Below are 24,542 nucleotides of genomic sequence, written 5' to 3' on the forward strand. Positions count from 1 at the left end.
TGCTTGTGAGCATCCCTTTTTGGTCAATAGAACCGGTTAATTTTTAGAACTGGTTCATCGTATTGTCTTTACCGGACGCTTTCAGTGCGGCATCACCAGAGAAGTACTCTTTGTGATCATCACCCATGTCAGAACCAGCCATGTTTTGGTGCTTAACGCAGGCGATACCTTGACGGATCTCTTTACGTTGTACGCCAGCGACATAACCCAACATGCCCATTTCGCCGAAGTACTCTTTAGCCAAGTTGTCAGTCGACAAGGCAGCGGTGTGGTACGTAGGCAATGTGATTAAGTGGTGGAAAATACCGGCTTCACGTGCCGCGTCCGCTTGGAACGTCTGGATACGCTTGTCAGCTTCGATTGCCAACTCAGTCTCATCGTACTTAACGTCCATCAAACCAGCACGATCGTAAGCAGAAACATCCTTACCTTCTTCAACCATCGCATCAAATACTTGCTGACGGAAGTTCAACGTCCAGTTGAACGAAGGTGAGTTGTTGTAAACCAGCTTAGCGTTAGGAACCACTTCACGGATACGGTTAACCATGCCGCCAATTTGACCCACGTGAGGCTTCTCAGTCTCGATCCATAACAAGTCAGCACCGTTTTGTAGAGATGTGATGCAGTCAAGTACGCAACGGTCTTCGCCAGAACCTTTCTTGAACTGGAACAAACCAGATGCTAAACGCTTAGGCTTGAGTAGTTTACCGTTGGCTTTAACCACCACGTCACCGTTGTTGATGTCATCAGCACTTTCAACGTAATCGCCGTCTAGGAAGGCGTTATACAAATCGCCTAGGTCGCCTGGCTCGTTCGTTACAGCGATCTGTTTTGTTAAGCCCGCACCCAATGAGTCAGTACGTGCCACGATAACACCGTCATCAACACCTAGCTCAAGGAATGCGTAACGAACCGCACGGATCTTAGCAAGGAAGTCTGCATGAGGCACCGTTACTTTACCGTCTTGGTGGCCACACTGCTTCTCGTCAGATACTTGGTTCTCGATTTGGATACAGCAAGCACCGGCTTCGATCATCTTCTTAGCGAGAAGGTAAGTGGCTTCTTCGTTACCAAAACCTGCATCGATATCAGCAATGATAGGAACAACGTGTGTTTGGAAACCATCGATTTGAGCTTGTACGGCTTTTTCAGCGGCGCTGTCACCGGCGTCACGAGCGGCGTCTAACTGACGGAATAGGCCGCCTAGTTCACGAGCATCAGCTTGACGCAAGAAGGTGTAAAGCTCTTCGATGAGTGATGCAACCGAGGTTTTCTCGTGCATAGATTGGTCAGGTAAAGGACCGAACTCAGAGCGCAGAGCCGCTACCATCCAACCAGACAGGTACAAGTAGCGACGATCAGTGCTATTAAAGTGCTTCTTAATAGAGATCATTTTCTGTTGGCCGATAAACCCGTGCCAGCAGCCAAGAGATTGCGTGTACTGAGATGAGTCGGCATCGTAACGAGCCATGTCATCGCGCATGATTTTAGCGGTGTACTTAGCGATATCCAAACCTGTTTTGAACTGGTTTTGAGCGCGCATACGAGCGGCATATTCAGGGTTGATGGCTTCCCACGCGGCGCCTTGTTGAGCGCGGAGTGTTGCGATTGCATCGATATCATTTGTGAAATTTGACATGGTTAGTCCTTCGCTATGTTACAAAATAGGAACTGGAATTTTGGTTAGTGTATTAACCAATTAATAACAGTTGCTTTCATTTCTACTTGTATAGGCTAAACCGTTTATGAAGAGCGACGGTAATAGCCAAAAACCTTTACACTACATTGAATATCAAAGTGCGTATTTACGGGGAGTAAATAAGCTCCTTACCTTGGATGATCTAAATAATCGGTGTATTCCGGATTAGAGTCAAAAGAAAATTGTGCATAGCAACAAAGAGGTAATTTTAATGAGAAACAATGATTTAACTTTTTGTAAATAAACTACAAGCCAATAATTGTTATCTATAACGTGAAAACCAGTCATAGTGGGTGTTTAAAGCCCTTATGCTTTAGTCGTTTCTACAATAGTCGTATGAGCAAAATAATCAATTTACATGAGTTGAAAGTTATTAAAACTAGCTTTTTTATAGCGAATAAATCTTAGATGCTTATGCCGCTTAAAACGATAAAATCCATGTATATCAGTAAGATATATACTATTGTCTAAAATGTCGAGGAGCTTTCTTAGGGGAATAGGATAGGTACTAAGGTAGTATGTTTTTATGCCATAAGCAGAGTGTTTTTAAAATTTACTAATTGATTTTCTGTAAGTGAAAATTAGATTTTTAGCATAAGCTAAGGCTCTTTAACTTAGCTTATGCTGACTATTTTTTATAAGGTTAAAAGCTTTAGTGAAAGATTGTGCTATGCAAAAATGCTATTTAGTTAATGTTAAAGGGTCTAAGATTTCTTCTAATTTGGCTAATGGCAAGTCGGTATTTTCGTGTGCCACTTCTATAATGGGGCGGCGCTCTTTATAAGCTTTTTTCGCTATTTCGGCCGCCTTCTCATACCCAATGATGGGGTTTAATGCGGTCACTAATATAGGATTTTTAGCTAAAGCCTCTTTTAGGTTTTCGTTGTTAACGACAAAGGTGGCGATAGCTTTATCGGCTAATATGCGGCTGGTGTTTCCTAGCAAGTGTATGCTTTCGAGCAAGTTACTGGCAATGACAGGTAGCATTACGTTGAGTTCAAAATTACCAGACTGTCCCGCGATTGTTATCGTTGTGTCGTTGCCAATTACTTGCGCTGAAACCATAGCGGCGGCTTCTGGTATGACAGGGTTAACCTTGCCGGGCATAATTGATGATCCAGGTTGCAATGCTTCAAGCTCAATTTCCCCTAGTCCTGCGAGCGGCCCTGAATTCATCCAGCGTAAATCATTGGCTATTTTAAGGATGCTGACAGCCAGTGTTTTTAACTGTCCTGACACGGCGACAGCGGTATCTTGTGAGCTAATGGCTGCAAAAAAGTTGTCAGCAGGTTTAAACGTTAATCCGGTTTCTTTCGATAAAGCCGTTGTAAAGTGCTCAGGGAATTTAGGGTGAGCATTTATCCCCGTGCCGACGGCTGTCCCTCCTTGAGCTAGTTTGGTTAAACCAGATGCTAAGAAGGATATCTGATCGATATTCTGATCTATTTGTGTTGCCCAAGCGCTCATGCTTTGACTCATACGAATCGGCATGGCGTCCATTAAATGAGTTCTTCCTGTTTTTACATAGTGATCGACTTGGCTGGCTTTCATTTTTATAACTTGCGAAAGGTGCTCAAGGGCAGGCAGTAAATGGTTGGATATCTCAAGCGCTGCGCTGACATGAATGGCTGTAGGGATTACATCATTACTGCTCTGACCTGCGTTAACGTGATCATTTGGTTTCACTTCACAACCAGCTTGAAGCGAGGCAAGAGTAGCGATCACTTCATTGGCATTCATGTTTGTACTGGTGCCGGACCCTGTTTGGTAGATATCCACGGGGAAATGATGCATTAGATCCGGTTTGGCTAATAGGTTGTGCGCAACGTGAATGATTGCATCGCCTATTACAGGGTTGATTTGATCGAGCTCTTTATTTGCGGCCGCCGCAGCCGCTTTAACCAAAATTAGCGCTCGTATAAAAGGCTCGGGCATTGGTTGGCCGCTAATAGGGAAGTTTTCAACGGCTCGTTGTGTTTGTGCAGCATATAAGGCATCAGATGGTACATTGAGTTCGCCCATACTGTCGTGTTCAACGCGCGTGGATGACATTGTTAGCTCCTTATGAATGAAATGATCTGCTGTTTATTAACAGACAATAAAAAGAAACTAAGGTTTGGTTTTAATGGTTGGGATTAGGTGTCTTTAAATCTATGAGTGATGGCGTTTATGTAACACGACCTGAAAAAATGCTGATTCAGAAGCCTGCTAGGTCGGCTTCTGAATCAGAGCAAGGTAGGGCGGTAAGGTTTAAAAGCTGATTAGAGCAGATAAACCGGCGCTTACGTTTTCTTGTTGGCTATCACCTGAGCGATAGCTTAAACGCCCTTGCAGCGCCACCTTGTCGCTTAACTTCCAACTGGCGCCTGTTTCGATCAGCCCATAAGATTTATCGGTTTTTTGGGTAGGTGTAGAAAACTGATTGTTTTCATAATCGACAAGTGCCAGCACTAGCGCATCATCATCTTCATTGGTTCGATAATGCCAAGTGATGTCCAAATAGGGAGAAAAGTTGCTATTAATGTCGTTTATTGCGGCAAAGTGCCAACCAGCATACAAGAGTGTGCTTTGCTGTGAGTGGTCATCAATCATCAGGCTGGTCGATGTCGTGCCGTCTGAGCTTTTTTCCTTTAAGCTATCAAAGGATACATATTGGTAGCGGGCCCCTAATATCGGGCCATGCTCTAGTGCTTTATAGCTCGTGTAATAATTTAATTCGCCTTGGAAATTGAACGATAAACTATCAGCATCGCTATGCATGGTGCGGGTCGCACTCAGTAGATCCACCTGACGATCTAGGTCAGTTTTGCCTGCCGTTACCATCATAGAGGTGTTTATGTGTAATTGGTCATACTCTCTGTGGTGGAAAAGGCTGAGCCCCACGCTTTGGTAATCCACATCGCCACTGGAGTTTTCAAGATTAGCTTCATTCAAATGGATGGCAAAGCCTGTAGCGGACGTTTCGTTGGTTGGGATTAATATGCCGGCTGAAAACCGTAAAGGAACCTTGTCATAAGGGTCTGAGCTACTGATGTTGGCATCAATCCATAAGTTATCGGCGTTCTCTGCAATGTGAATATTCCTCAGCATGGTATGTAAATTCTGCTGAACAGTAGCACTTTCATTAATTGTTAGTTGATTAGCGGCATTGGCCAAGGCCGATCCATTAAGCATGCTGTATACATAATCGCTGATCAATTGATGGCCAGCGACAGTGGGGTGTGCAAAATCGGCAAAGGCATACAGCCATTCATCACCGGCAGTATAAGTTTCGCCTTCGATGCAAAATAGAGCTGATTCAACCGTGGGGCACAACGCCGTGGTTGTATTGAGCAATCCATACTGCGTTGGATTAGCTTGCAGCTCAGTGAACAGTCGATCAATATCCATCGGGATAACGGTAACCCCAGATGCTGCGGCTTGGGTGAAAAGTTGCTGATTATATGACTTGGTGAGCGTCGAGATTTGCACGATTTGTTCAGCGCTTAAGCTGCTAGCAGTGGGTGTATTAGTTATATCTGGGATGCTTGGTAGTAAAATATACTGAGCACCTGCGCCTTCTAGCCTAGTGATGGCTCCCATGTTATTGGCGACCATGCCGCCTAAATAAGCGGGAACATCGGCCGCTGCCACATTACCTTCTAACATCCATAGAAAATCATTGCCACCAGCCCATAAAGAGTACAAAGCGTTGTGGTCTGCCTGACCATTTACACTGCCTAAATAGGTATCGACTTGATCAACTAGAGACATCGCAGTGGTAAATGAGTAGCCTTCTCCTTGTATGCGAGCACCGCCTTGAGCGTAGTTATTCCCACCTTGGTTAACCGGGGAGGCATTAAACCCATATCGTTCTGCGATGTTTTCGGCCCAAACGTTTCCAGGCGAAGTAGTAAACTTGCCTTCTCCCGTATAATTTGGGCTGGTTGAGAGTAAAAAAGGTAAGTAGGTACCCGAATCGGAGAGGCTATCGCCAAAAAAAAACATGTCGCTGTAATCCGCCGCTGCTGTCTGTACAGACAATGCAGCGACAAGACAACAAACCTTATCCATGGTCTTCATCATTCATCCTTAAACTGTGTTATTAAAATAATTAGCGGATTTTCTCTATTTAATGAATTAATTAAATAAAGAGTCTCCTTGTTGGTCGATTAGCAACTTAGCCTTACGAAAGGTTTCTTGTTGGCATAGCGCCTCACTGGGAAATTGGTCGGCACGGATAAAGTTATGTGATAACTCATCTTTGGTGACGGTTCCGTTTATTCTGTATTGGCCATTTTCTGATAACGGTTGAGCCGTAATGACATATCCTTTGTATTGTTCTGTTTGGTAATTTTTTTCTCTACTTTCTTTAGTTGAAAACAATGAAGTAAGGATATTAATTATTGACATGATTTTATGACTATTTCGGTCGTTTAAAGCTGCAAACTATAAAGGTTTTTTAAAAAGGTTTGAAGTTTTAATGCAATGCAAAATTTTCTGCTATTCTTTAGTTAAGCTTATATTCAGATTATGGTTCATGGATGGCAACTAAAGACTATAAAGTTTCATTTTGGAACAGCGTAGCGCTGATGGCGCTTGGGGGTATATTTGCATTTGAGGCAGCAAAAGCGTCTGATAATAATGACAAATACCTAACTCCTGTTACATTGCAACTGCAGTGGTATCATCAATTTCAATTTGCAGGTTATTACGCCGCGCTACACAAAGGTTTTTATGAGGCTGCAGGGCTAGATGTCACCATCAAAGATGGGGGCTACGACGCTAAAGGGAATGCAATTATACCTGAAGCTGAGGTGGTTTTTAATCGAGCTCAATTTGGTATAACGCGAACTGATTTGCTCATAAATCATAGCCAGGGCCTTCCTGTTGCTGTGATTGCCAACGTAATGCAACACTCTCCCTATGTATTCATGACGCTAAAGGACTACGGTTTCTCTAGTCTAGAGGAGATAGGTCTTAATCGACCGGTCACGTTAAATTTGCCTTCGGTCAGCGATGGACGCAATGATGCTGAAGCTATGGCTGCTTTGAAAGTCGCTCATGTTGAGCCTGCTTGGTTGAATAATCGTTTTCCTACGTGGAAGATAGAGGATTTACTCAATGGCACAACAGAACTAATGCCAGCCTATGTGACAGATGGTCCATTTTTTGTTGAGAAAGAAGGGCGCACTCCGTTGATTATTAGCCCTGAAGATTATGGGATCGACTTTTACGGAGACCTCATTTTCACCAGTGTTAAAATGATCGAGCAGCAGCCAGACATTGTTAAATCATTTCGCGATGCTAGCCTACAAGGGTGGAAATACGCTCTTGAACATCCAGCAGAAATTGTATCGCTTATCCATAAAGAATATCGTACGCGTAACGAGCATTATGACCTTGAGTTTTTAATCTATGAGTCTGCTGAAATTAAGAAGTTAATTAACCCTGATGTCATTGAAGTGGGTTACATGAATCCACTTCGATGGGAAAAAATTGCGAAAACCTATCAATCCCTAGGCCTAATTCGCGAATATGATATCGAATCGCTCCTTTATATCCCTCCCGCAAACCATCCTTTATCCGGCTATATTAAGTGGGTAAAGCTCCTAGTTTTACCACTTATTATTAGTTTGATTATAAGTGCGTATTTATACTCGCTAACACGCCGATTAAGGAAAGAAATAGCACGCCGGCGAGAGGCGGAAGCGACGCTGAAGATTCAAGCCGAGCGTGATGCGTTAACGGGTTTGGATAACCGCTATGCTTTTCAGCGGAACTTTTCTCATGAATTTGAAAGAGCTCGTCGTTATAAACAACCTTTTTCGTTAGTAATGATAGATATCGACTTTTTTAAAGAAATTAATGACAAATTTGGTCATCTTGCCGGTGATGAAGTGCTCAAATCGTTAGCTAACGTAACCAGTGGCTTGCTCCGAGGGAGTGATCAGATGGCTCGTTATGGTGGGGAAGAGTTTGTTATTTTATTGCCCAATACCTTGGAATCGGAAGCCATGGCGTTAGCCGAAAGAATACTACGTGCCAACCAAAGCAATTGTGTTTTGGTTGATGGGCATTCGCTGCAATACACGATTAGCTTAGGTGTCACAGAACTCAGTGATGAGGATCAATCTATAAACGACTTGTTTAAGCGTAGCGATCAACTGCTTTATGAGGCAAAAGATGCAGGCCGTAATTGCATCAGGCGGTATGTGGGAAAGTTCGTACTGCAATAAATCGTCAGCTTGATGATGAAGCTGACGATTAGGGTTTACACTATTTACTCACCACTCTCTGTTGAACCAGAATCCAGTGCTGGCAGAGAAAAATGCGCAATAATCAGCTCAGAAGGAGACAGCTCCGCTGCCTCAGCCGCTTGCTCTAAACATTTCAAAGCATCTTTGGTTAGATTAATTGGGCTATCTGCCTTGTATGAACGCGCGGCTACGATAGCTTCTTGAAACCGTTTTTTGTTGTCTGCAGTTAACCATTCATCGGCCCATTCTCTTATGTCCTGCACGGATGAAGTGCACTTGCGCCAATCTTTTAAAGCTTTTAAGTTTTTCTTGGCGGCCTTTTCATTAGTTTGATCAAACGGAAAGCTGTCCTCGCGAGCGATTTGAACCTCTATCCATTGAACTGCCATGGCTACATCGCTCTTTTTGATTTTCATAATTATCCTTGAACCGTCTGTAATTGGAAACAAGCAGATTTTGTCAAAAACACTATAACATTGATGTGAATTTTTTATGAAGATTTGGATGAGCTTATTTTATGCCGTTTAGCGGTTCTCACGACGAGAGATAGCTAAAAGCAGTAAGTCGAGCCAGCGTGCCGGTAATAGGCGTTTTAAGTAGCCGAACAAATAAGTAGGGAAAGTAACATAGTATCGTATTTTAGGTCGCTTGCTGGTTAAGATATGTTCTACTTTCTGTAAAACAGCCTCTGGGCCTAGTGTAAAAGGCGCATCTTTGTCGCTGGCACTCGCCAATCGCTTTTCTACTTGCTCGTAAATGGTTTGGTGGGGGCTGCCCTGAGTTTTAATATTCGTTTTAAATTTTGCGAATGCATTAACGCGAAACTGACTAGTAATTGGGCCAGGTTCAATCAAGGATATGTAGACGCCAGAGCCGTCTAGTTCTTGACGAAGAGTATCAGTGAGCCCCTCAAGTGCAAACTTACTGGCGTTATAGGCCCCACGGTACTGCATCGCTACTAAGCCTAATACAGAGCTATTGTGGATGATGCGGCCATAACCTTGCTTGCGCATGATAGGTATCACAAGATTGGTTAACTCATGCCAGCCGAATACATTGGTTTCAAATTGCTGGCGGAGTACATCCCGAGATAAATCCTCAACGGCCCCAGGTTGACCGTATGCGCCATTATTAAACAAAGCGTAGAGGTACCCATTAGTTTGTTCAAGCACCCAAGTAACCGCCTGCTGAATAGACTCAGATGAGTCTAAATCCAGCTCACAAGCTTGTAAGCCGTAGGAGCGCAAGGCCATCACATCTTCGCTATTGCGGGCGGTCGCATAAACCGCATAGCCTTTTTCATGCAACGCAAGTGCAACATGCTTGCCTATTCCCGACGAGCAACCGGTAATTAAAATAGATTGGCTGGCAGGAGAAGTGGGAGTGTCAATGGAAGACATGTTAGCCTTAAAAATTGATAAGTTGGGCTACAAAATTAACACAGCTGTATAGCATATAGAATATTAGCTCGACCCAGATCGGTTTGATTTTGTTATGATTATTAAAAATTTATATCTGAAGGCATAGTTGATGCGTTGCGTTCCTTTTTTACTAGTTAGTTTGCTCTCATTTCCAGTAGCCACTATGGCCGCTTCTTATGAGGGAGCCGAGTCGGTGCCTTTATTTCATCCTTTGTGCTTTGAGCCTTTGATGGCACAAGAAGATGACGGTGGAGCTTACGACATGGCGGCTTGTGCTGAAGAGTTTAAAGATATACCGGTTAAACGCACTCCTGATGGTGGTTTATATGCAAAACGCCCAGCCCGGGAAGACGAGTCGGCACTAACGGCAGGCTATGTGGTGTATGAGCCAATTGGTACACTGGACGAGGCCCTTGAACTTGTTCTGTACCATGATAAGCAACCCGAAAAAGCAATACATGCGCGTGTACTCGTCATGGCCAGGTTACCTGGGTTTTCTCCGTTATATAGGGAATACATCACAAGCATTGATGAAGCCGGCATGCGATGTAATGGAAGCATCCAAGGGGCTCGCCTAATTTCTGAAGCTATTTTAGAAGTCGATCTCAACGTTAATTCGGCAACGTTAATGAAGTTGGCTGCTCCCGAATTGCCTTTAGGCAAAGCAGGCCAAGCCAGTGATGATATTGCTAGCCTGAGTCTCAAACCCAAAGACCAGTTGGATAATAACGAGTCTCACTGCATCGGTACCGTTACCAAAACATACAACCTCATCGATAGCAGAGAAGCCCTTAAAAGCCTATCGTTTATTACGGGCCTCAAACCGACGGCTGCTAACCCTTATCAAGCATGCTTCGATGGCTTATTAGATGAGTTTATCAAACCGCCAGGCACCTTGGACTTGCAAGAGTTTGATTTATTTAAACAGCTCTTTGTAACTACATGCGGCATCAAATAAAACAAAGAGTTATCTTGCTTATTTATGAAAATACTTCACACATCTGATTGGCATCTCGGGAGACAGTTTCACAACGTCTCCTTGCTCGATGATCAGCGTCATGTATTACAGCAAATAGTTGATTATGCCGTTAGTTCGGGCGTTGATGTTGTGATCATCGCCGGGGATATTTACGATCGTTCTGTCCCGCCCGCTAATGCAGTCAGTGTGATGAGTGAGCTTATAAGTCAGCTACATCAAGCCGGGATTATCGTTATTATCACCTCCGGCAATCATGATGGGGCCGAACGATTAGGGTTTGCGGCTGGAGTCATGGCATCGCAAGGTGTGCATATATTAAGTGATCTGTCTAAGTTCTGTGAGCCAATAGTGGTCAATGATGAGGTCGCTTTTTATGGTATCCCATTTGCTGACCCTGTTAGTGTCCGCCATGCTTTTGGCGTGGAGGTAAATACACATGATGAGGCCATGGCATATTTAACACAGAGGATCACCGATATTGCTGATCCTTCCTTGGCAACCGTTGTCATAGCTCATTGCTTTATAGATGGAGGGGAGCCTTCTGACTCGGAGCGGCCATTATCATTGGGCGGCGCGGATTGTGTAAGTTATCAGCACTTTATGCCTTTTTCTTACACAGCGCTGGGCCATTTACACGGGCGTCAGTATAAAGGCAGCGAGCACATACGCTATTCAGGGTCACCCCTTAAATATTCCTTCTCCGAAACAAAGCAAATCAAATCATTTACGGTGGTAGAGCTAACACCATCGTCTTTTTCGTTTGAGCAAATCCCATTAATACCCAAGCGAGACATGCGACGTTTAGAAGGTGAATTACAGCAGGTGCTGGAATCCAGTGTTAATGATAGCGCTCGTGACGATTATTTGTATGTCGCATTAACAGACACCCATGCGATTATGGATGTAATGAGTAAACTGCGGGACGTTTATCCCAATGTGCTTCATGTTGAGCGGCCAGGACTAATGAAAAGTAACGACACTCGCGCGCTCAATAAACAGCGTAAGCAACAAAGCGAAGAGCGAATGTTTAGTGACTTTTTTTCGCAAGTGATGGGTCAGCCGATGACCAAAGAGCAGCAGACCTGTTTGCATAAAACGCTCCAATCTTTACTGGAATAAGTACCACTTATACTATGACACCTATACAGCTAAGCTTTACTGCGTTTGGTCCGTTTCCTAAAAATGAAGTGATTAATTTCAAAAGCTTAGGGAAGAATCCTCTTTTTTTGATTAACGGCCCTACCGGGGCAGGTAAAACAACAATCTTAGATGCTATGTGCTTCGCGCTTTATGGCAAAACCACGGGTGATGAGCGTGGTGGTGATCAAATGCGATGTGACTTAGCAGCGGCTGATACACTGACAGAAGTTGTTTTTAGTTTTCATATAGGAAATGCCAGTTACCGGATTCGGCGTGTCCCAGATCAGCCCCGACCCAAAGCTCGTGGCGAAGGCTTTACTCAACAATCGTCGGAGGCACAACTGTGGCAGTTAGATGAACAAGGTGAGTCTCAAAAATTATTAGTTAGCAGCAAGGTTACGCAAGCCAACCATGCCATACAGCAGTTACTGGGTTTGAGTGTTGATCAATTCCGGCAGGTGATGGTTTTGCCTCAAGGCCAATTTAGAAAGTTATTAACGGCGGGGTCAGCCGAGCGCGAAAAAATCTTTAGCCAGCTTTTCCAAACGGGTATTTATGCAAAGCTTGAAGAGGCGCTAAAGCGGCAAGCTTTAGAGTTGAATCGTGAGCTAGAATCGATTAACGATTCGCGACAAGCCTTGTTAAGGCAGCATGATCTTGAGCATACATCCGCGCTAGGCGTTGCATTAGACGCTGCAGATTCGCACCGTCACCAAATGCATCTGGCTAACCTTTATGCCCAAGCAGCTTTTTCATCAGCTGAAAAGGTACTCACTAGAGCAGAACAATTAGCAGCTACTTATGCTCAACTGGATACGCTGATAACTAAAAGAGAAGCACTTAATGAGCAATCCAGCCTTATCGAACAAGATAAAATTAAGCTCAATGCTATAGAGCGGGCGAAAAGTATTGCCGCGGTTTATCAGCATCAAGTATCAGCGCAAGCATCGTTAGCGGCTATTCGAGAGCGTCTGGCAAAAGCTAAAACTCATACAGAGCAGGCGACGATTGAGTACCAGCGTGCTCAAACACGACAAGCTGACATACCCGCTTTGCAGGATCGGGTGCGTTTAACGCAGGAACAAATCCAGAAGCTAGAGCGTTATTCAGCACTGGTCAATGATTTTCAGAGTGCGCAAAGCCTTTATCAGGAATCCTCCCAGCAATTTGCGGAAGCGTCTACCCAGCGTGAACAAAAACGAGCTTCGTTAACCAGTAGCGTTGAAAGTCTTGATCAATGGGTGGCATACCAAAAGCAACAAAGTCAGTTAACAGAGGGATTGTCAGCGGCCCAGCAGCGGGTTTTTGAGTTAACAACCGCTGTAGAGTTGGCTCAGAAGAGGGATGTACTCGAAAAGCAGCGGAACGACTGCAAAGCTCGATTAGACGAATCTAGAGCCGCTGGGTTACGTTTTAAGGCCGAGTTTGATGAATGCGAAAGTGCAGCAACTCGATTAGAACGAGATTGGCACTTAGGACAAGCAGCCATACTTTCTAAATCACTCACACCAGGGGAGCCTTGCCCGGTATGTGGCAGTCAAGATCATCCATCTCCTCAGCCTTCTACTATTGAGGTTCCGACGCAGGAGCAAATAAAAGAAGCCCGTTTGCAGGTCTCTTTAAAAGATCAGAACCTCACACAGGAGAGATCCAACTATCGCTTTATAAATAAAGAGTTAGATAAATGTATTAACGATTTGTCTGAATGTGAAGAAAAGTTAAAAGATAATGCGGTGCTCAGCCTCAAAGACATTGAATCGAAATTAAGTGAAGCTGAAAAACAACACCAAGTAGGCCAACAGGCTGATATAGAGCGACGTGCAGCCGGTGAACAGATTGATAAACTGAATCAGCAAATTAATACTCTGCGTGCTGAATTAGAGTTGCTTGAGCAAGAGGTCAGTCGTTTTCGGGCTGCCAAAGAGGTGGCGGCAGCCAATGCTGGCAAGCTGTCCGCTGATTTACCTGAGGAATACCGGGATTCTTCTGTGGTTGAGCAGGCACTCGTAAACAGTAGAACCGCTTTAGCGAATGACAACAAAGCTATTGAAGATATTACAAACGCTATACAAGCCGCTTACACCTCATTGCAAAGTCAAAGTGCAGTGGAGCAGGCGGTTTCAGAAGAGCTGCCCGTTGTTGAAACCCAAGCGCTACAGGCTCGCGATGAGTTTACTCAAGCGCTAAAGGCGAGCTCATTTGATAATGAAGAAGCTTTTAAAGAAGCCTATCAAGCTATTGATTCGGCTAGCTCCCTTCAGGAGCGTTTGCTTCAATATGATAATGCGGTCACTGCGAACAACGCCGCTATTGATCAATTAAAAGAACAAATTGGATCTCAAGAACGTCCAGATATCAATCGATTATCGGATGATCTTAACAGTTATCAGCATGCCAAAACCGAAGCTAACAAGCATTGGGTTGCTGCAGATCATCAGGTATCTGACTTACTTAAAACCCAAGAACGTTTAGATGCCATTGCCTTAAAAGCGCAAGAGCTTGATAAAGCGTATGCGGTAGTTGGGACATTGAGTCAGGTTGCCAATGGGCAAACATCCAGCCGAGTTAGCTTGCAGCGATTTGTACTCAGTGTGCTGTTGGATGATGTATTACTCGAAGCCAGCCATCGTTTATTGTTAATGAGTAAAGGGCGGTACAACCTGCTTCGCAAAGAAGAGCGCTCAGCAGGTAATGTTGCTTCTGGTCTTGATTTAGAAGTAGAAGACACCTATTCAGGACGAGTACGCGCCGTTGAAACCCTATCGGGTGGCGAAGGGTTTATGGCTGCCTTGGCGTTGGCATTAGGTTTATCGGAGGTCGTGCAGGCTTATGCAGGGGGCATTCGATTAGATGTACTCTTTATTGATGAAGGTTTTGGTAGCTTAGATCCGGAATCGTTAGATTTAGCGATTCAAACCCTAATGGATTTACAACAAGGCGGCCGGATGATCGGAATTATTTCCCATGTTGCCGAGCTTAAAGAGCAAATGCCTTTGCGCATTGATATAGAAACCAGCAGGCTAGGCAGCCGTATAGCAATGGCTGATCTGTAATGCTTTTAGGTAAAAATTGTCTGTTTTTTGCCGCTTTTTAGCGCAAATTTAAGGTCTGTGCGCTATTAATGATCAACTAAATTGAGTTAGCAATAGTGGATTTTGTCTAAATATGTATGCTGTTTTACTCGATCTTGATAAGCGAGCGGGGTAGCGCTTACCAGTTTTTTGAATTCTTTTAGAAAATGAGACTGGTCGGTAAAACCTAAATCACAAGCCATATCAGAGAAGGTGATTTCTTTATGGTTGATGGCGTAAACGGCGGATTGGCAGCGTACAATTCGGCAAAACACTTTGGGCGAAAAACCTAAGTCCGATAAGAATTGACGCTGAATGGTTCGTGTTGTGTAGCCTGTTATCACTTCTAATTCATCAATTCGCACGTTGCCATTGTGGTCAAATATGTATTGTAAGGCGGCGATGGTTAGCGGTGAAAAATGCCGTGCTTTTTTACCGTTAAAATAGTCCTTAAATGAAGCCACTTGTGATAAAAAATCGGGCTCTCTGACTATTGCCTCAAACACTTGTTCTGCCTCGGTTGCAACACTCAAAAAACTGACATGTTGCTCTATTAAATCTTTGGCAGAAACGTCAAGCCAATCAGGCATGATCCCTGATGCAAATCGAACACCGAAATATCGATGTTTAGGAATCAACTCTATTTGCATGGCCTCCATTGGAGTTCCATATACTTCCGCTTTAGGCGAAGTTGTATCGCAGTCAAATAAGATATCAACACATCCGTCCGGTATAGCAAAAATAGGCTCTGCAGAATGTCCTGCCTCAAAACCATAATAGTGAGAAATAGTGGGGTGATCGGATCCTGCTAAACAAAATTCATCGGCCGCACTCATGACCATCCAAGGCTGTTTAGACCGAATTCTGGCTAAATGATTAACGATTGTTTGCTTAGGCATGGAGGCATCCCCAACGTTGAATATGTTGAGGCTCACAGCAAGATAGATGCCAATACACATGATTTTACCGATTCGTTTTTTTGCGCATACGCCAAGCGTCAATATGTACATGTCTACCTGGATGCATGCTTTTGCGCTCTTTTTGAGCATGTCGCAAATTTACAATACGCCTCAAATCTACCTCCCTAGGATAAAAAGCACCTGATCACTATCTAGACGTTTTCACCGCTAATGGCTGACGTTGTAAGCAAGGTAGTGGCGTATTCAATCGCTCACAAGAGTAGGGGAATGTTATGTCTGACAATACCAAAATTGATTTTATCTATCTTTCTGAGCCCGACATGATTAAAGCGGGTGTCACTGACATGCATAGCTGCGTTGATACTATGGAAGATATGTTTGCCTTGCTTCACAAAGGCGACTATCGCATGGCAGGGCCAAACAATGATTCGCATGGAGCCATGGTGACGTTTCCTGAGGAGCCTGAAATTCCTACCATGCCAAGGCATACACCAGACCGTCGTCTGATGGCAATGCCGGCTTATTTAGGGGGTGACTACAAAACATGTGGCGTTAAATGGTATGGCTCAAACATAGCTAATCGTGAAAAAGGCCTGCCACGCTCTATTTTGATGTTTACCCTCAATGATGCTGATACAGGGGCGCCTTTGGCTCATATGTCTGCAAATTTGTTGTCGGCATACCGTACTGGCGCAGTCCCAGGTGTTGGCGCTCGTCATTTGGCACGTAAAGATTCAAAGGTTGTGGGTCTGTTGGGGCCAGGCGTCATGGGTAAAACCTCCATTGCTGCTTTTATGGCTGCCTGCCCTGATATTGATACGCTAAAAGTTAAAGGCCGTGGGCAAAAAAGTTTAGATAGTTTTCTTACGTGGGTTAACCAAACCTTTCCTCAAATCACTAATGTGCAGGTTGTTGATACGTTAGAAGATGTTGTACGGGATGCTGACATAGTGACCTACTGCAACTCAGGCGAAACCGGAGACGTGTCCACATACCCTATTGTGAAACGGGAGTGGGTAAAACCGGGCGCTTATATATCTATGCCTGCTTATTGCCGATTCGATGCCGATCTTGAAAAAGACGATGTTCGAAAAGTCATGGACAACATTGGTCTTTATGAAGCTTGGTATGAAGAGGCGCCTAAGCCCAGCCATATGTACATCCCTATTATCGGTTGCCGCTTTATGGACATGATTGACGAAGGGCTCATGAGTAAAGATCAGCTTGAAGATCTAGGTGCGATCGCGGCAGGTGAAGCGCCAGGGCGAAAAAATGATGAAGAAATTATCGTGCTATCTGTCGGTGGCTTACCAACAGAAGATGTCGCTTGGGCAACAAAAATCTACCAAAACGCAATCAAGCAAGACATTGGAGTGAAGTTGAATTTGTGGGATACCCCCGCGCTCCGTTGATGCCCCATAGCAGGTAACGATCATTAAGCGATGCAGTTTGGCATCGCTAGTCCAATTCATAGGAAAAGTCATGAGCAATATTATCAAAGTTAAGACCGGTTCTCCGTTTGAGGATATGGGTAGCTATTCACGGTTAGTCGCTGTTGATGATTGGATTTATGTATCTAATACGGCAGGCCGTAACCCAGATACAAAAGAAATCAATGAGAACATCATTCAGCAAACCAACCAAGTGTTTTCAAATATTGAGCGAGCACTTGCCAGTGTTGATTCCAGCCTAGCTGATGTTGTTATGTCGCGCGTGTTTATTCAAAACCCAGATGATACAGCGACTGTAATGGAAGTGGTTGGTAGTAAGTTTCGTGGTATTGACCCTGCTACTACTGTTACTTGCCCTCCTTTAGGATCAACGATTTACAAAGTTGAATTGGAGGTGACAGCTTATCGTAACGCATCAAAGCGGTCTGTTACTCGTATTAATCTAGCCTCAACATAATCGATAGGATACGCATTATGACTAGCAAGCTTATCCCTATATCGACGCAAACAGCGATACCCCAATCCACATCAGTTGTCATTATTGGCGGAGGAATTGTCGGAGTCTCTGCTGCACTCTCTTTAGCAGAAAAAAACATTCCAGTGGTGTTGCTTGAAAAAGGGCAAATAGCGGCTGAGCAATCATCGCGAAACTTGGGCTGGATCCGTAAGACAAGTCGTCATGCTAATGATGTTCCTCTTGCTCAAGCCGCTGACCGTATATGGGCCAAGATGGCTGAGCGTGTTGGTGCTGATGTTGGTTATCGACAATCTGGCATTATGTTTTTAGCTAAAACTGATGAGCAAATGTCGATTCACGAGAGCTGGCTATCATCCATTAGTGATCTGAATCTGGGGTCTCAATTACTAAGCCCTAAAGAGATTGACAGGCATGTACCCGGCGGCAGAGGGATGTGGAAGGGGGGAGTGTATACGCCTTCGGACGGCCGAGCTGAACCGGCTATTGCGACTAGCGCATTAGCCAAAGCCGCAATGAATGCGGGGGCTATTTTGATACAAAACTGTGCTGTGCGTGATCTTTCTAGATCGGCAGGGAAAGTCAGTGGCGTCATAACAGAGCAGGGAGAAATTGAGTGCGATCAAGTGCTACTAGCGGGTGGGGCTTGGTCGAGACGCTTTTTGGGCAATATGGGTGTTTCTTTACCAACCCTACCTGTTGTTGCATCAGTGTTGCGCACCAAACCGATGGAAGGCCCCACTGAAATAGCAGTTGGTGGACCCGATTTCTCTTTTCGTAAGCATAAGGATGGTGGGTTCATCATTATGCAACGCGGTAAAGTTGATGCGCCGATTACGTTAGACCACCTCAAAATAGGCCTGCAGTTTAAAGACCAACTGAGATTTGGAAAAGACGCACTTAACATTTCATTGGGAACTCCCTTCTTTAAAGATCTGATAATGCCAAGGCGCTGGTCAGCAAATAAGCCAACACCGTTTGAGGCAGAGCGGGTTAAAAATCCCGCAATTAATCATCAACTTTTACAAGATGCGCTCCAAAACACGCATCAAGCATGGCCTCAGTTTGAGCAAGCTGAAATAGAAGAATCTTGGGCAGGACTGATCGATGTGACGCCCGACTCCACTCCTGTAATTGATCGTGTCAAAGCAATACCAGGCTTAACTGTTGCGACCGGGTTTTCTGGTCACGGTTTTGGTACAGGGCCAGCCGCTGGGCAGCTAGCGGCGGACATTGTTTTGAACGATACCTTACTGGTTAATCCCGACCCTTACCGGTTCGATCGTTTTTAAACTGATAACACTGTTATTCCATAAGGAGCATAACAATGAGCTACATATCAACGACTGAAAGTTTAAAAATGGCGAGTTCACCCGTCATTGCAAGCAATAGTAAAAAAATGGGCTTACTAACAATGATGGCGATCTGTATAGGTCTCGTTATTGTGCAAGGGGCTATGATATCCGCTATGCAAGGTATTGGCATGGGAGGAATGACCTTTGTCTTTGCCATGATTGCCGCGCTAATTATTTCGCAATTCAATGCAATGAGCTTTGCAGAACTGTCGCTTATGTTTCCTCAAGAGGGGACATTGGCGACCTATACGCAAAAAGCTATCGGTCACTTTCCTGCCATTGTTTCTGTGTTTGCTGGCTATGTGATTGTTGCGAGCTTAGCGGTGCCTGTGGAGATGTTTTTAGTCGACGCAATGTTGGCAGAGCTGCTCCCAGGCGTTTTCCCTGAAAAATTAGTCCCCATACTTATTTTAATTGCACTAACTGTGACCAATTTGGTAGGTAAGAATGTGTTCTCTAAAGTCCAGAATTTCATTGCATTTATACTTGTAAGTGTAATGATTTTGTTAGGATTAATGGCGATAACGGGTGCTGATAAACCGCACCCTGTTATAACTGGTACGCCAGTAGATTGGGGATTTGGCGGGGTGATAGATGGCAGTTTTATTGGGCTGATAGCCTTGGCTATGTGGTTGTTTGTTGGCTCCGAATACATATGCCCAATGATCAATGAGGTAAAAGACCCTGTTAAAAATATCCCACGTGCCATGCAAATGTCATTGTTTGCCATTTTTGGGATATTTCTAGCATTCGTGTTTGGCGCTAGCTTATATATGGACACGGAGACGCTTCTGACTGCGCCAATACCATACCTTAACTATGCTAATGCGGTATTTGGTCAGGCGGGTTTATTTATCGCTACAGTAATGGCTTTGGCCGCCACCTGCAGTACGGTAAATACTATATTGGCAGCCTTACCTTCAATGCTGCATGGCATGGCCGAGCAAAAGCAGGCCTTTCCACAGCTTAAATCGCTCAATCGATTTAACACGCCATGGGTTGGTATTCTGATGATGGCTGTATTTACATCAATTCCATTTATTACATTAGGCATCGACTCATTGATTGTTCTTGTTATAGCGGCAACAACCAGTTATCTGTTGGCCTATATCATTTCCCATATCGATGTGATTGTTTTGCGCCAACGACACCCCGAATTGAATCGCCCGTATCGCACACCGTTTTACCCGCTGCCGCAAATAGTTGGAATTATTGCGATGGTGTATGTCATCATCAACAATTCACCGGCGCCTGAAATGACATCCATGATATTTAGCATTGCCGGGGGGATGTTAGCTGTTGTTGGTGTGATTGCTGCGCTGTGGGTTAAGTTTTATATGAAACGCAATCTTTTTCAGCCAGATATGACATAAAGTAGGGTAGAGCTAAGGCTTAAATCCAACTCTATGAGCAGTCGTACTAAAAAATAGACGGGCAGCACGCCTGTCTATTTTTATATTTAGGCTTTGCATTCGAAGTTAGTCCTCGCTATTAAAGGCACAATGGCCTCCTTTCTCTCGTTATCTCGATTAGATTGCTATCCAAAAGTTACTATCTTAAAATGATACGTATCAAATAATACGTATTGTGTACTATATGCCTAGAAAATCTGATACCCGAGAAAAAGTCTTCGCTGCAGCTGATCAACTATTACAGCAAGGAGCAAAGCCTACCCAACAAAGTATTCGCGATCTCATTGGAACAGGAAGCATCAGCACTATCAATGCCGCCCTTAATGATTGGTGGGCAAGTTTGGCTGATAGAGTCGCTCGTAAAAATGAACACCCCGAGCTACCAGAACCTGTTCTGACTGCTGCGAACCAGCTTTGGGATCAAGCCCTTGCTTACGCTCATCATAACCTAAATCAGCAACGAGCCGAGTTGCAGCAAACACTGGGCGATATTAAAAAGCAGTCCAACGAAGAGCTTAACAACCTCAGACAGTTAGTTGATCGCCTACAAAACAGTAATGCCAACCTGCGGTCTGAATTAGATGAAGCATTTCGAGCATCAAAAGCTGAACAAGTAAGAGCGTCATCACTTGAGACTCAGGTTATTCGGCTAACGTCAGAGCGCGATGACTTGAGCCGCAAAGTGAAGCAATTGGAGCGACTATTTGATAAAGATCAGACTAACGCGTCTAAGGGAGGAGGCAAAGCTGATAGTCAGCATCAAGAAAAGATGATTGAGCTTCGCGTTGAAAACAAAGTTCTCTCCAACAAAGTCAATGAGTTAAACGACTTACTTGCCATCAAGTCTACTGAGAACGAGCAGCTAATACGACAGTTAGCCTCCCAGGAAAAAGAAGCATTACAACAGCAACATAGGCTAGAATTGGTTTTGGCGCAGCAAGACGCTCGCTATGAAGATGTGGTTAATTCCCTGAATCATTGCAGGCTTGAACTTGCTCAGGTTAAAGATAACAATTAGCACGTATGTATAATGGTCGGTCTATCAGGAAAAAACATGGATACAGTTCTACCCGTTAACGCTGATTTAGAAACTATACGAACAGCATTGCAAGAATTATCAGCGGGTGAATCTATTGCCTGCCAATCTGAGACGGTTTTCTCTAAAGCTAAGTTGTTATTGGTAAAAGAGAAAATAACGGGTGTGAGCATTCAGCTAATTGATAGCGATGGCTATGTGATACGCCAGGTGACCGGTAAGCGACGCAGCGATGTAGAGGAGGGCGAGTTTAGCGATCGACAGCAAGCTGTAATCCGTGCATTGGAAAAAGTATTAAGGCATTGTAAGCAGGAAGGTGTTCGTTTAGTAGGCTATAGTGATGAACTTGTTGCTTACCCTGCTCGGTGCAAGGATTTGAGTCAGGCCTCTGTATACGCTTTGGATGTGGATACACAGGGCGTTTATACGGGTGCTGATTCAGATTCGACGTGGGTTGAGTAATGAATTAACCTTCGCTAGTTCAAAGTGCTATAAGAGAATTAACCAAAGTATGCAAAAAGCTAAAGTTTTGTTAGTGGACGACCACGATATCGTTCGTGCAGGGTTTCAGCAATTACTGGATATGCACCCGCAAATCGAGATTATTGCTCAAGCCAATAACAGCCAAAAAGCCTTTGAAATCTACAAGTTAGCCAAGCCTGATGTGGTGATAATGGATCTATCTATGCCCAGCGATGCGGATTCTGTAGAAGCCACCACAGCCCAAGGTGGCATAGAAGCCATTAGTAAGATTATGAGCTTCGACACCAATGCTAAAGTCATTGTGTTAACGGTTTGGGAATCTAACCCTTATCCCGCTAATCTTGTTAAAGCAGGTGTTAAAGGCTACCTAACTAAGCGCTGTGCGCCTGATGAGTTAGTTCAAGCCGTATTAACCGTTTACAAAGGTGGTGAGCATTTCTCAGAAAGCATCAAAGCCATAATTAACGGCTCAGAAGGCGAAGAAAGCCCGCTGTCGCAATTAACTAAACGAGAGATGCAGATATTTGGTTTGCTAGCCAAAGGCCAGTCTGCAGCCTTTATTGCTGAGTCAATGTTTTTGAGTACTAAAACGGTTCATGCTCATCGCTCCAATATATTACGCAAGCTTAAACTTTCTAATAATTCTGAATTAGTCCACTTGGCCATTCGAGAAGGAATCGTTCAACCTTGAGGACTCAAGAAGCCGAAAACCCATTATTAGATTCTGAGTTTTTTTGGTATAGCATCCTCGAAGGTGATCAAATCATCATTGAGGTAGATTATTTTGTAGATCACGAGCTTGTTCTGCGCCGTGGTCGTCCTTATCAAGTTCTTTCTAAAATAGAAACTGATAGCTGTAATATGGCTTTTATTGTTGAGTCTGACATTACAGGCCAATTAGTTTTTATCCATCCATTCATGATCGACGATTACATTCTTAATCCGCAGCGGCCATCTATAAACTAAAACCAAATTTTTGAAGTAGGTAATCACCGTAAAGGAAACGCCGCTATAGCGTATCTTTACCGATAAATATAACTTCGTATAATGTATATTATGTTAAATTAAGTATTATCTTATTCCTATGATGTGAAGAAGACGTATGCTTTTTTAGTAAAACAGAGGTTCAGCTAATTATTCCTCTTATTCTTATCCCTTGTCTTCTTCATTGGAGCTGTAACCATCAATAGCTCGTCACTTACCGGTTTATTGCTTAATAATTCAATTTAAGCTGTTGTAATAGATTCTCTTCGTGCGCACAGGCGTTAAGATTTATTTTTTGCGGGCAAACTCCCACTCTATGCACGTAGCGCACGATGATATGTTTTGATTATATTTGAGTGTTGATTCTCTTCTGTACGAATAATACATATTTTGTATTGTTTAAATGAATGAACAGTACAACCTTATAGCTACCTGCTTTAGTGTTACTTCACCTCCTCTGCTGCTATTAATGAATGCTTGGCTCTTTCGCGGCTTGCAGAGAGGTAATCTCAAAACTGTGAGGTCATGTAGGAAAGGACATGTTTAGTTTTCGCTGGGGGAATGCATTGATATGCGTGAGCTTACTGTGAAGTACTTTGTAGGTTTTCAGAATACCAATAAGGAGAATAGTTAGCTGTACAAGCAGTCGCTTTTTAAACCCTGGTATGAGGAGGTACAGGAGCATTCTTAATTACCAGTAGTGTCTACTACTGGTAACTGGGTTAGCCCTTTGGATATAACAATGGCTGTAGGTATTTTGTGTCGAATGGTACATTAGCTTTACCGCAGGCGGATCTGACACGTACGCTCATCGCGTTGTTGATCTCTGAGAGATAATTAGCACCACCTATATACTTCCAGTATTTGTCCTCGTCATGAGCCGTTACATTGAACAGCTTTGCTTTAAATAACACGGTAAGCCCTTTTTTAAGATCACTTGCAGTATATCCTTGCATTAGGCTTCTTTTGTGTTTATCAGACACAAATTGAACCAGGTTTTCTTTCAAATAGGAGGCTTCAACGGCTTTAGTGTTTTGCAGTGCTTTATGAAGGATTATAATCAAGTTTCGTGGTACAAATGGCCAATTCATTTGCCTAAGAAGCTGTTTATACTCGTCTGTAGTCGCCTGTGATAGCTTATGATTACTGCTTTTATCAGGTACTTGTTGCTTAATTTCCCCAAGCCAATGCGTTTTCCCTCTCGCTTGGTATACGTCGATTGTTGGTATGTCACGAACAAATGATGAAAAATTACTATATTCCCAAGTACGCTCATCAAAAGAATTATCTGTTGATATTATTTGGCTTTTTAACAGCCCTAATGACATAGGCTCGCCATGTTCTTTAATGATTTTCTCGACCATTGCTTTAGCTTCAGCTAGCTCATATTGGGCTTCTTGTGCCTCAGCTACATCGGTATAAATATATCTTGTGCATGATGATTTAACACACTCGCTGAGCGGCGATCTTGGTCCTACACCAATCACTTCTTTGCCCATTTCACGTAAGCGTCTAAACAGTGGAGAGAAATCTGAATCGCCGGTTGCGAGCACTATTTGCTCTATATCATCGACCCTGATTGCGCTTTCGAGTACATCCATTGTGAACTGGATATCAGCGGAATTTTTCCCGCTAACTGGATGATAACTATGAATTAAGTCAAACCCCATGCGGTTTAGTGGTGCTTGCAGATTTGAAATTTGTGAATTGCTCCACACGCCGTAGGCTTTGCGAGTAACGATGCGTCCCGCTGTGCTACCGAGGTCGGTTACCAGCTTTTCTAAACCCTCTTCTTTAACCCATTTAGTTAAATTCTCTACATCAACAAATATTGCTATTTTCGACTTTTCCATATCAATTAATGCTGCCTACTATCC

Annotated in this window: 20 protein-coding genes; 12 read left to right on the plus strand and 8 right to left on the minus strand. The window is 43.8% G+C overall.

Translation table 11 applies throughout. The features are described from left to right. Positions 1 to 43: 43 nt before the first annotated feature. The 4 genes from BS617_RS06890 to BS617_RS06905 all read right to left on the minus strand — a co-directional run bounded on the left by BS617_RS06890 (position 44) and on the right by BS617_RS06905 (position 6,091). Entirely contained in the window at positions 44 to 1,639 is a 1,596-nt protein-coding gene (locus tag BS617_RS06890; RefSeq protein ID WP_075172108.1) for an isocitrate lyase, read from the minus strand. A gap of 741 nt (positions 1,640 to 2,380) precedes the next feature. Next, the gene (locus BS617_RS06895) at positions 2,381 to 3,751 is read right to left on the minus strand and encodes a class II fumarate hydratase (protein ID WP_075172109.1); all 1,371 of its coding nucleotides are present in this window, start codon (positions 3,749 to 3,751) and stop codon (positions 2,381 to 2,383) included. Between the two features lie 198 nt (positions 3,752 to 3,949). After that, positions 3,950 to 5,764 (minus strand): autotransporter domain-containing protein, encoded by a 1,815-nt coding sequence (locus tag BS617_RS06900; RefSeq protein WP_083609962.1) that lies wholly within the window; start codon positions 5,762 to 5,764, stop codon positions 3,950 to 3,952. Positions 5,765 to 5,818: 54 nt separating this feature from the next. Beyond that, positions 5,819 to 6,091 (minus strand): HlyU family transcriptional regulator, encoded by a 273-nt coding sequence (locus BS617_RS06905; RefSeq protein WP_075172111.1) that lies wholly within the window; start codon positions 6,089 to 6,091, stop codon positions 5,819 to 5,821. 131 nt (positions 6,092 to 6,222) lie between these two features. On the opposite strand from BS617_RS06905, the gene BS617_RS06910 reads away from it, so the two are divergent. Further along, a complete protein-coding gene (locus BS617_RS06910; RefSeq protein WP_075172112.1) occupies positions 6,223 to 7,917 on the plus strand; it encodes a GGDEF domain-containing protein in 1,695 nt (564 codons plus the stop codon). A gap of 44 nt (positions 7,918 to 7,961) precedes the next feature. Here the strand turns inward: BS617_RS06910 and BS617_RS06915 are convergent, their stop codons facing one another. Continuing rightward, positions 7,962 to 8,354 carry a hypothetical protein gene (locus BS617_RS06915; RefSeq protein WP_075172113.1) on the minus strand — a complete coding sequence of 131 codons (393 nt, stop codon included), beginning with the start codon at positions 8,352 to 8,354 and terminating at the stop codon, positions 7,962 to 7,964. A 108-nt stretch (positions 8,355 to 8,462) separates the two neighbouring features. Beyond that, on the minus strand, positions 8,463 to 9,338 hold the full coding sequence (locus tag BS617_RS06920; RefSeq protein WP_075172114.1) for an SDR family oxidoreductase: 876 nt from the start codon (positions 9,336 to 9,338) through the stop codon (positions 8,463 to 8,465). A gap of 130 nt (positions 9,339 to 9,468) precedes the next feature. On the opposite strand from BS617_RS06920, the gene BS617_RS06925 reads away from it, so the two are divergent. From BS617_RS06925 to BS617_RS06935, 3 genes are read left to right on the plus strand one after another with little or no spacing between them, the layout of a single operon-like run. Beyond that, positions 9,469 to 10,317, plus strand: a complete 849-nt coding sequence (locus BS617_RS06925) for a hypothetical protein (protein WP_075172115.1) — start codon at positions 9,469 to 9,471, stop codon at positions 10,315 to 10,317. Positions 10,318 to 10,341: 24 nt separating this feature from the next. Beyond that, complete coding sequence (locus tag BS617_RS06930) at positions 10,342 to 11,457, plus strand: exonuclease SbcCD subunit D (RefSeq protein WP_075172116.1); 1,116 nt, start codon at positions 10,342 to 10,344, stop codon at positions 11,455 to 11,457. A gap of 14 nt (positions 11,458 to 11,471) precedes the next feature. Continuing rightward, the gene (locus tag BS617_RS06935; protein WP_075172117.1) at positions 11,472 to 14,531 is read left to right on the plus strand and encodes an AAA family ATPase; all 3,060 of its coding nucleotides are present in this window, start codon (positions 11,472 to 11,474) and stop codon (positions 14,529 to 14,531) included. A gap of 86 nt (positions 14,532 to 14,617) precedes the next feature. Here BS617_RS06935 and BS617_RS06940 read toward each other — a convergent pair whose 3' ends face one another. Continuing rightward, complete coding sequence (locus BS617_RS06940; RefSeq protein ID WP_075173477.1) at positions 14,618 to 15,448, minus strand: helix-turn-helix domain-containing protein; 831 nt, start codon at positions 15,446 to 15,448, stop codon at positions 14,618 to 14,620. Between the two features lie 293 nt (positions 15,449 to 15,741). Here BS617_RS06940 and BS617_RS06945 point away from each other — a divergent pair, with 293 nt between their 5' ends. The 8 genes from BS617_RS06945 to BS617_RS06980 all read left to right on the plus strand — a co-directional run bounded on the left by BS617_RS06945 (position 15,742) and on the right by BS617_RS06980 (position 22,647). After that, positions 15,742 to 16,881, plus strand: a complete 1,140-nt coding sequence (locus BS617_RS06945) for an ornithine cyclodeaminase family protein (protein ID WP_075172118.1) — start codon at positions 15,742 to 15,744, stop codon at positions 16,879 to 16,881. Between the two features lie 70 nt (positions 16,882 to 16,951). After that, positions 16,952 to 17,377 (plus strand): RidA family protein, encoded by a 426-nt coding sequence (locus tag BS617_RS06950; protein ID WP_075172119.1) that lies wholly within the window; start codon positions 16,952 to 16,954, stop codon positions 17,375 to 17,377. Between the two features lie 17 nt (positions 17,378 to 17,394). Beyond that, positions 17,395 to 18,687 carry an NAD(P)/FAD-dependent oxidoreductase gene (locus BS617_RS06955; protein ID WP_075172120.1) on the plus strand — a complete coding sequence of 431 codons (1,293 nt, stop codon included), beginning with the start codon at positions 17,395 to 17,397 and terminating at the stop codon, positions 18,685 to 18,687. Between the two features lie 35 nt (positions 18,688 to 18,722). After that, a complete protein-coding gene (locus tag BS617_RS06960) occupies positions 18,723 to 20,123 on the plus strand; it encodes an APC family permease (protein ID WP_075172121.1) in 1,401 nt (466 codons plus the stop codon). Between the two features lie 223 nt (positions 20,124 to 20,346). Further along, positions 20,347 to 21,180, plus strand: coding sequence for a DNA-binding protein (locus tag BS617_RS06965; protein ID WP_075172122.1), 834 nt, complete (start codon positions 20,347 to 20,349; stop codon positions 21,178 to 21,180). Positions 21,181 to 21,216: 36 nt separating this feature from the next. After that, positions 21,217 to 21,660, plus strand: a complete 444-nt coding sequence (locus BS617_RS06970) for a hypothetical protein (protein WP_075172123.1) — start codon at positions 21,217 to 21,219, stop codon at positions 21,658 to 21,660. A gap of 49 nt (positions 21,661 to 21,709) precedes the next feature. Next, on the plus strand, positions 21,710 to 22,372 hold the full coding sequence (locus BS617_RS06975; protein ID WP_075172124.1) for a response regulator: 663 nt from the start codon (positions 21,710 to 21,712) through the stop codon (positions 22,370 to 22,372). Further along, a complete protein-coding gene (locus BS617_RS06980) occupies positions 22,369 to 22,647 on the plus strand; it encodes a hypothetical protein (RefSeq protein WP_075172125.1) in 279 nt (92 codons plus the stop codon). Before BS617_RS06975 ends, BS617_RS06980 begins: the two co-directional genes overlap by 4 nt. A 740-nt stretch (positions 22,648 to 23,387) precedes the next feature. Here the strand turns inward: BS617_RS06980 and BS617_RS06985 are convergent. Next, a complete protein-coding gene (locus tag BS617_RS06985; RefSeq protein ID WP_075172126.1) occupies positions 23,388 to 24,518 on the minus strand; it encodes an NYN domain-containing protein in 1,131 nt (376 codons plus the stop codon). Positions 24,519 to 24,542: the final 24 nt, after the last annotated feature.

This window comes from Neptunomonas phycophila, from assembly GCF_001922575.1.
GTDB lineage: Bacteria > Pseudomonadota > Gammaproteobacteria > Pseudomonadales > Balneatricaceae > Neptunomonas > Neptunomonas phycophila.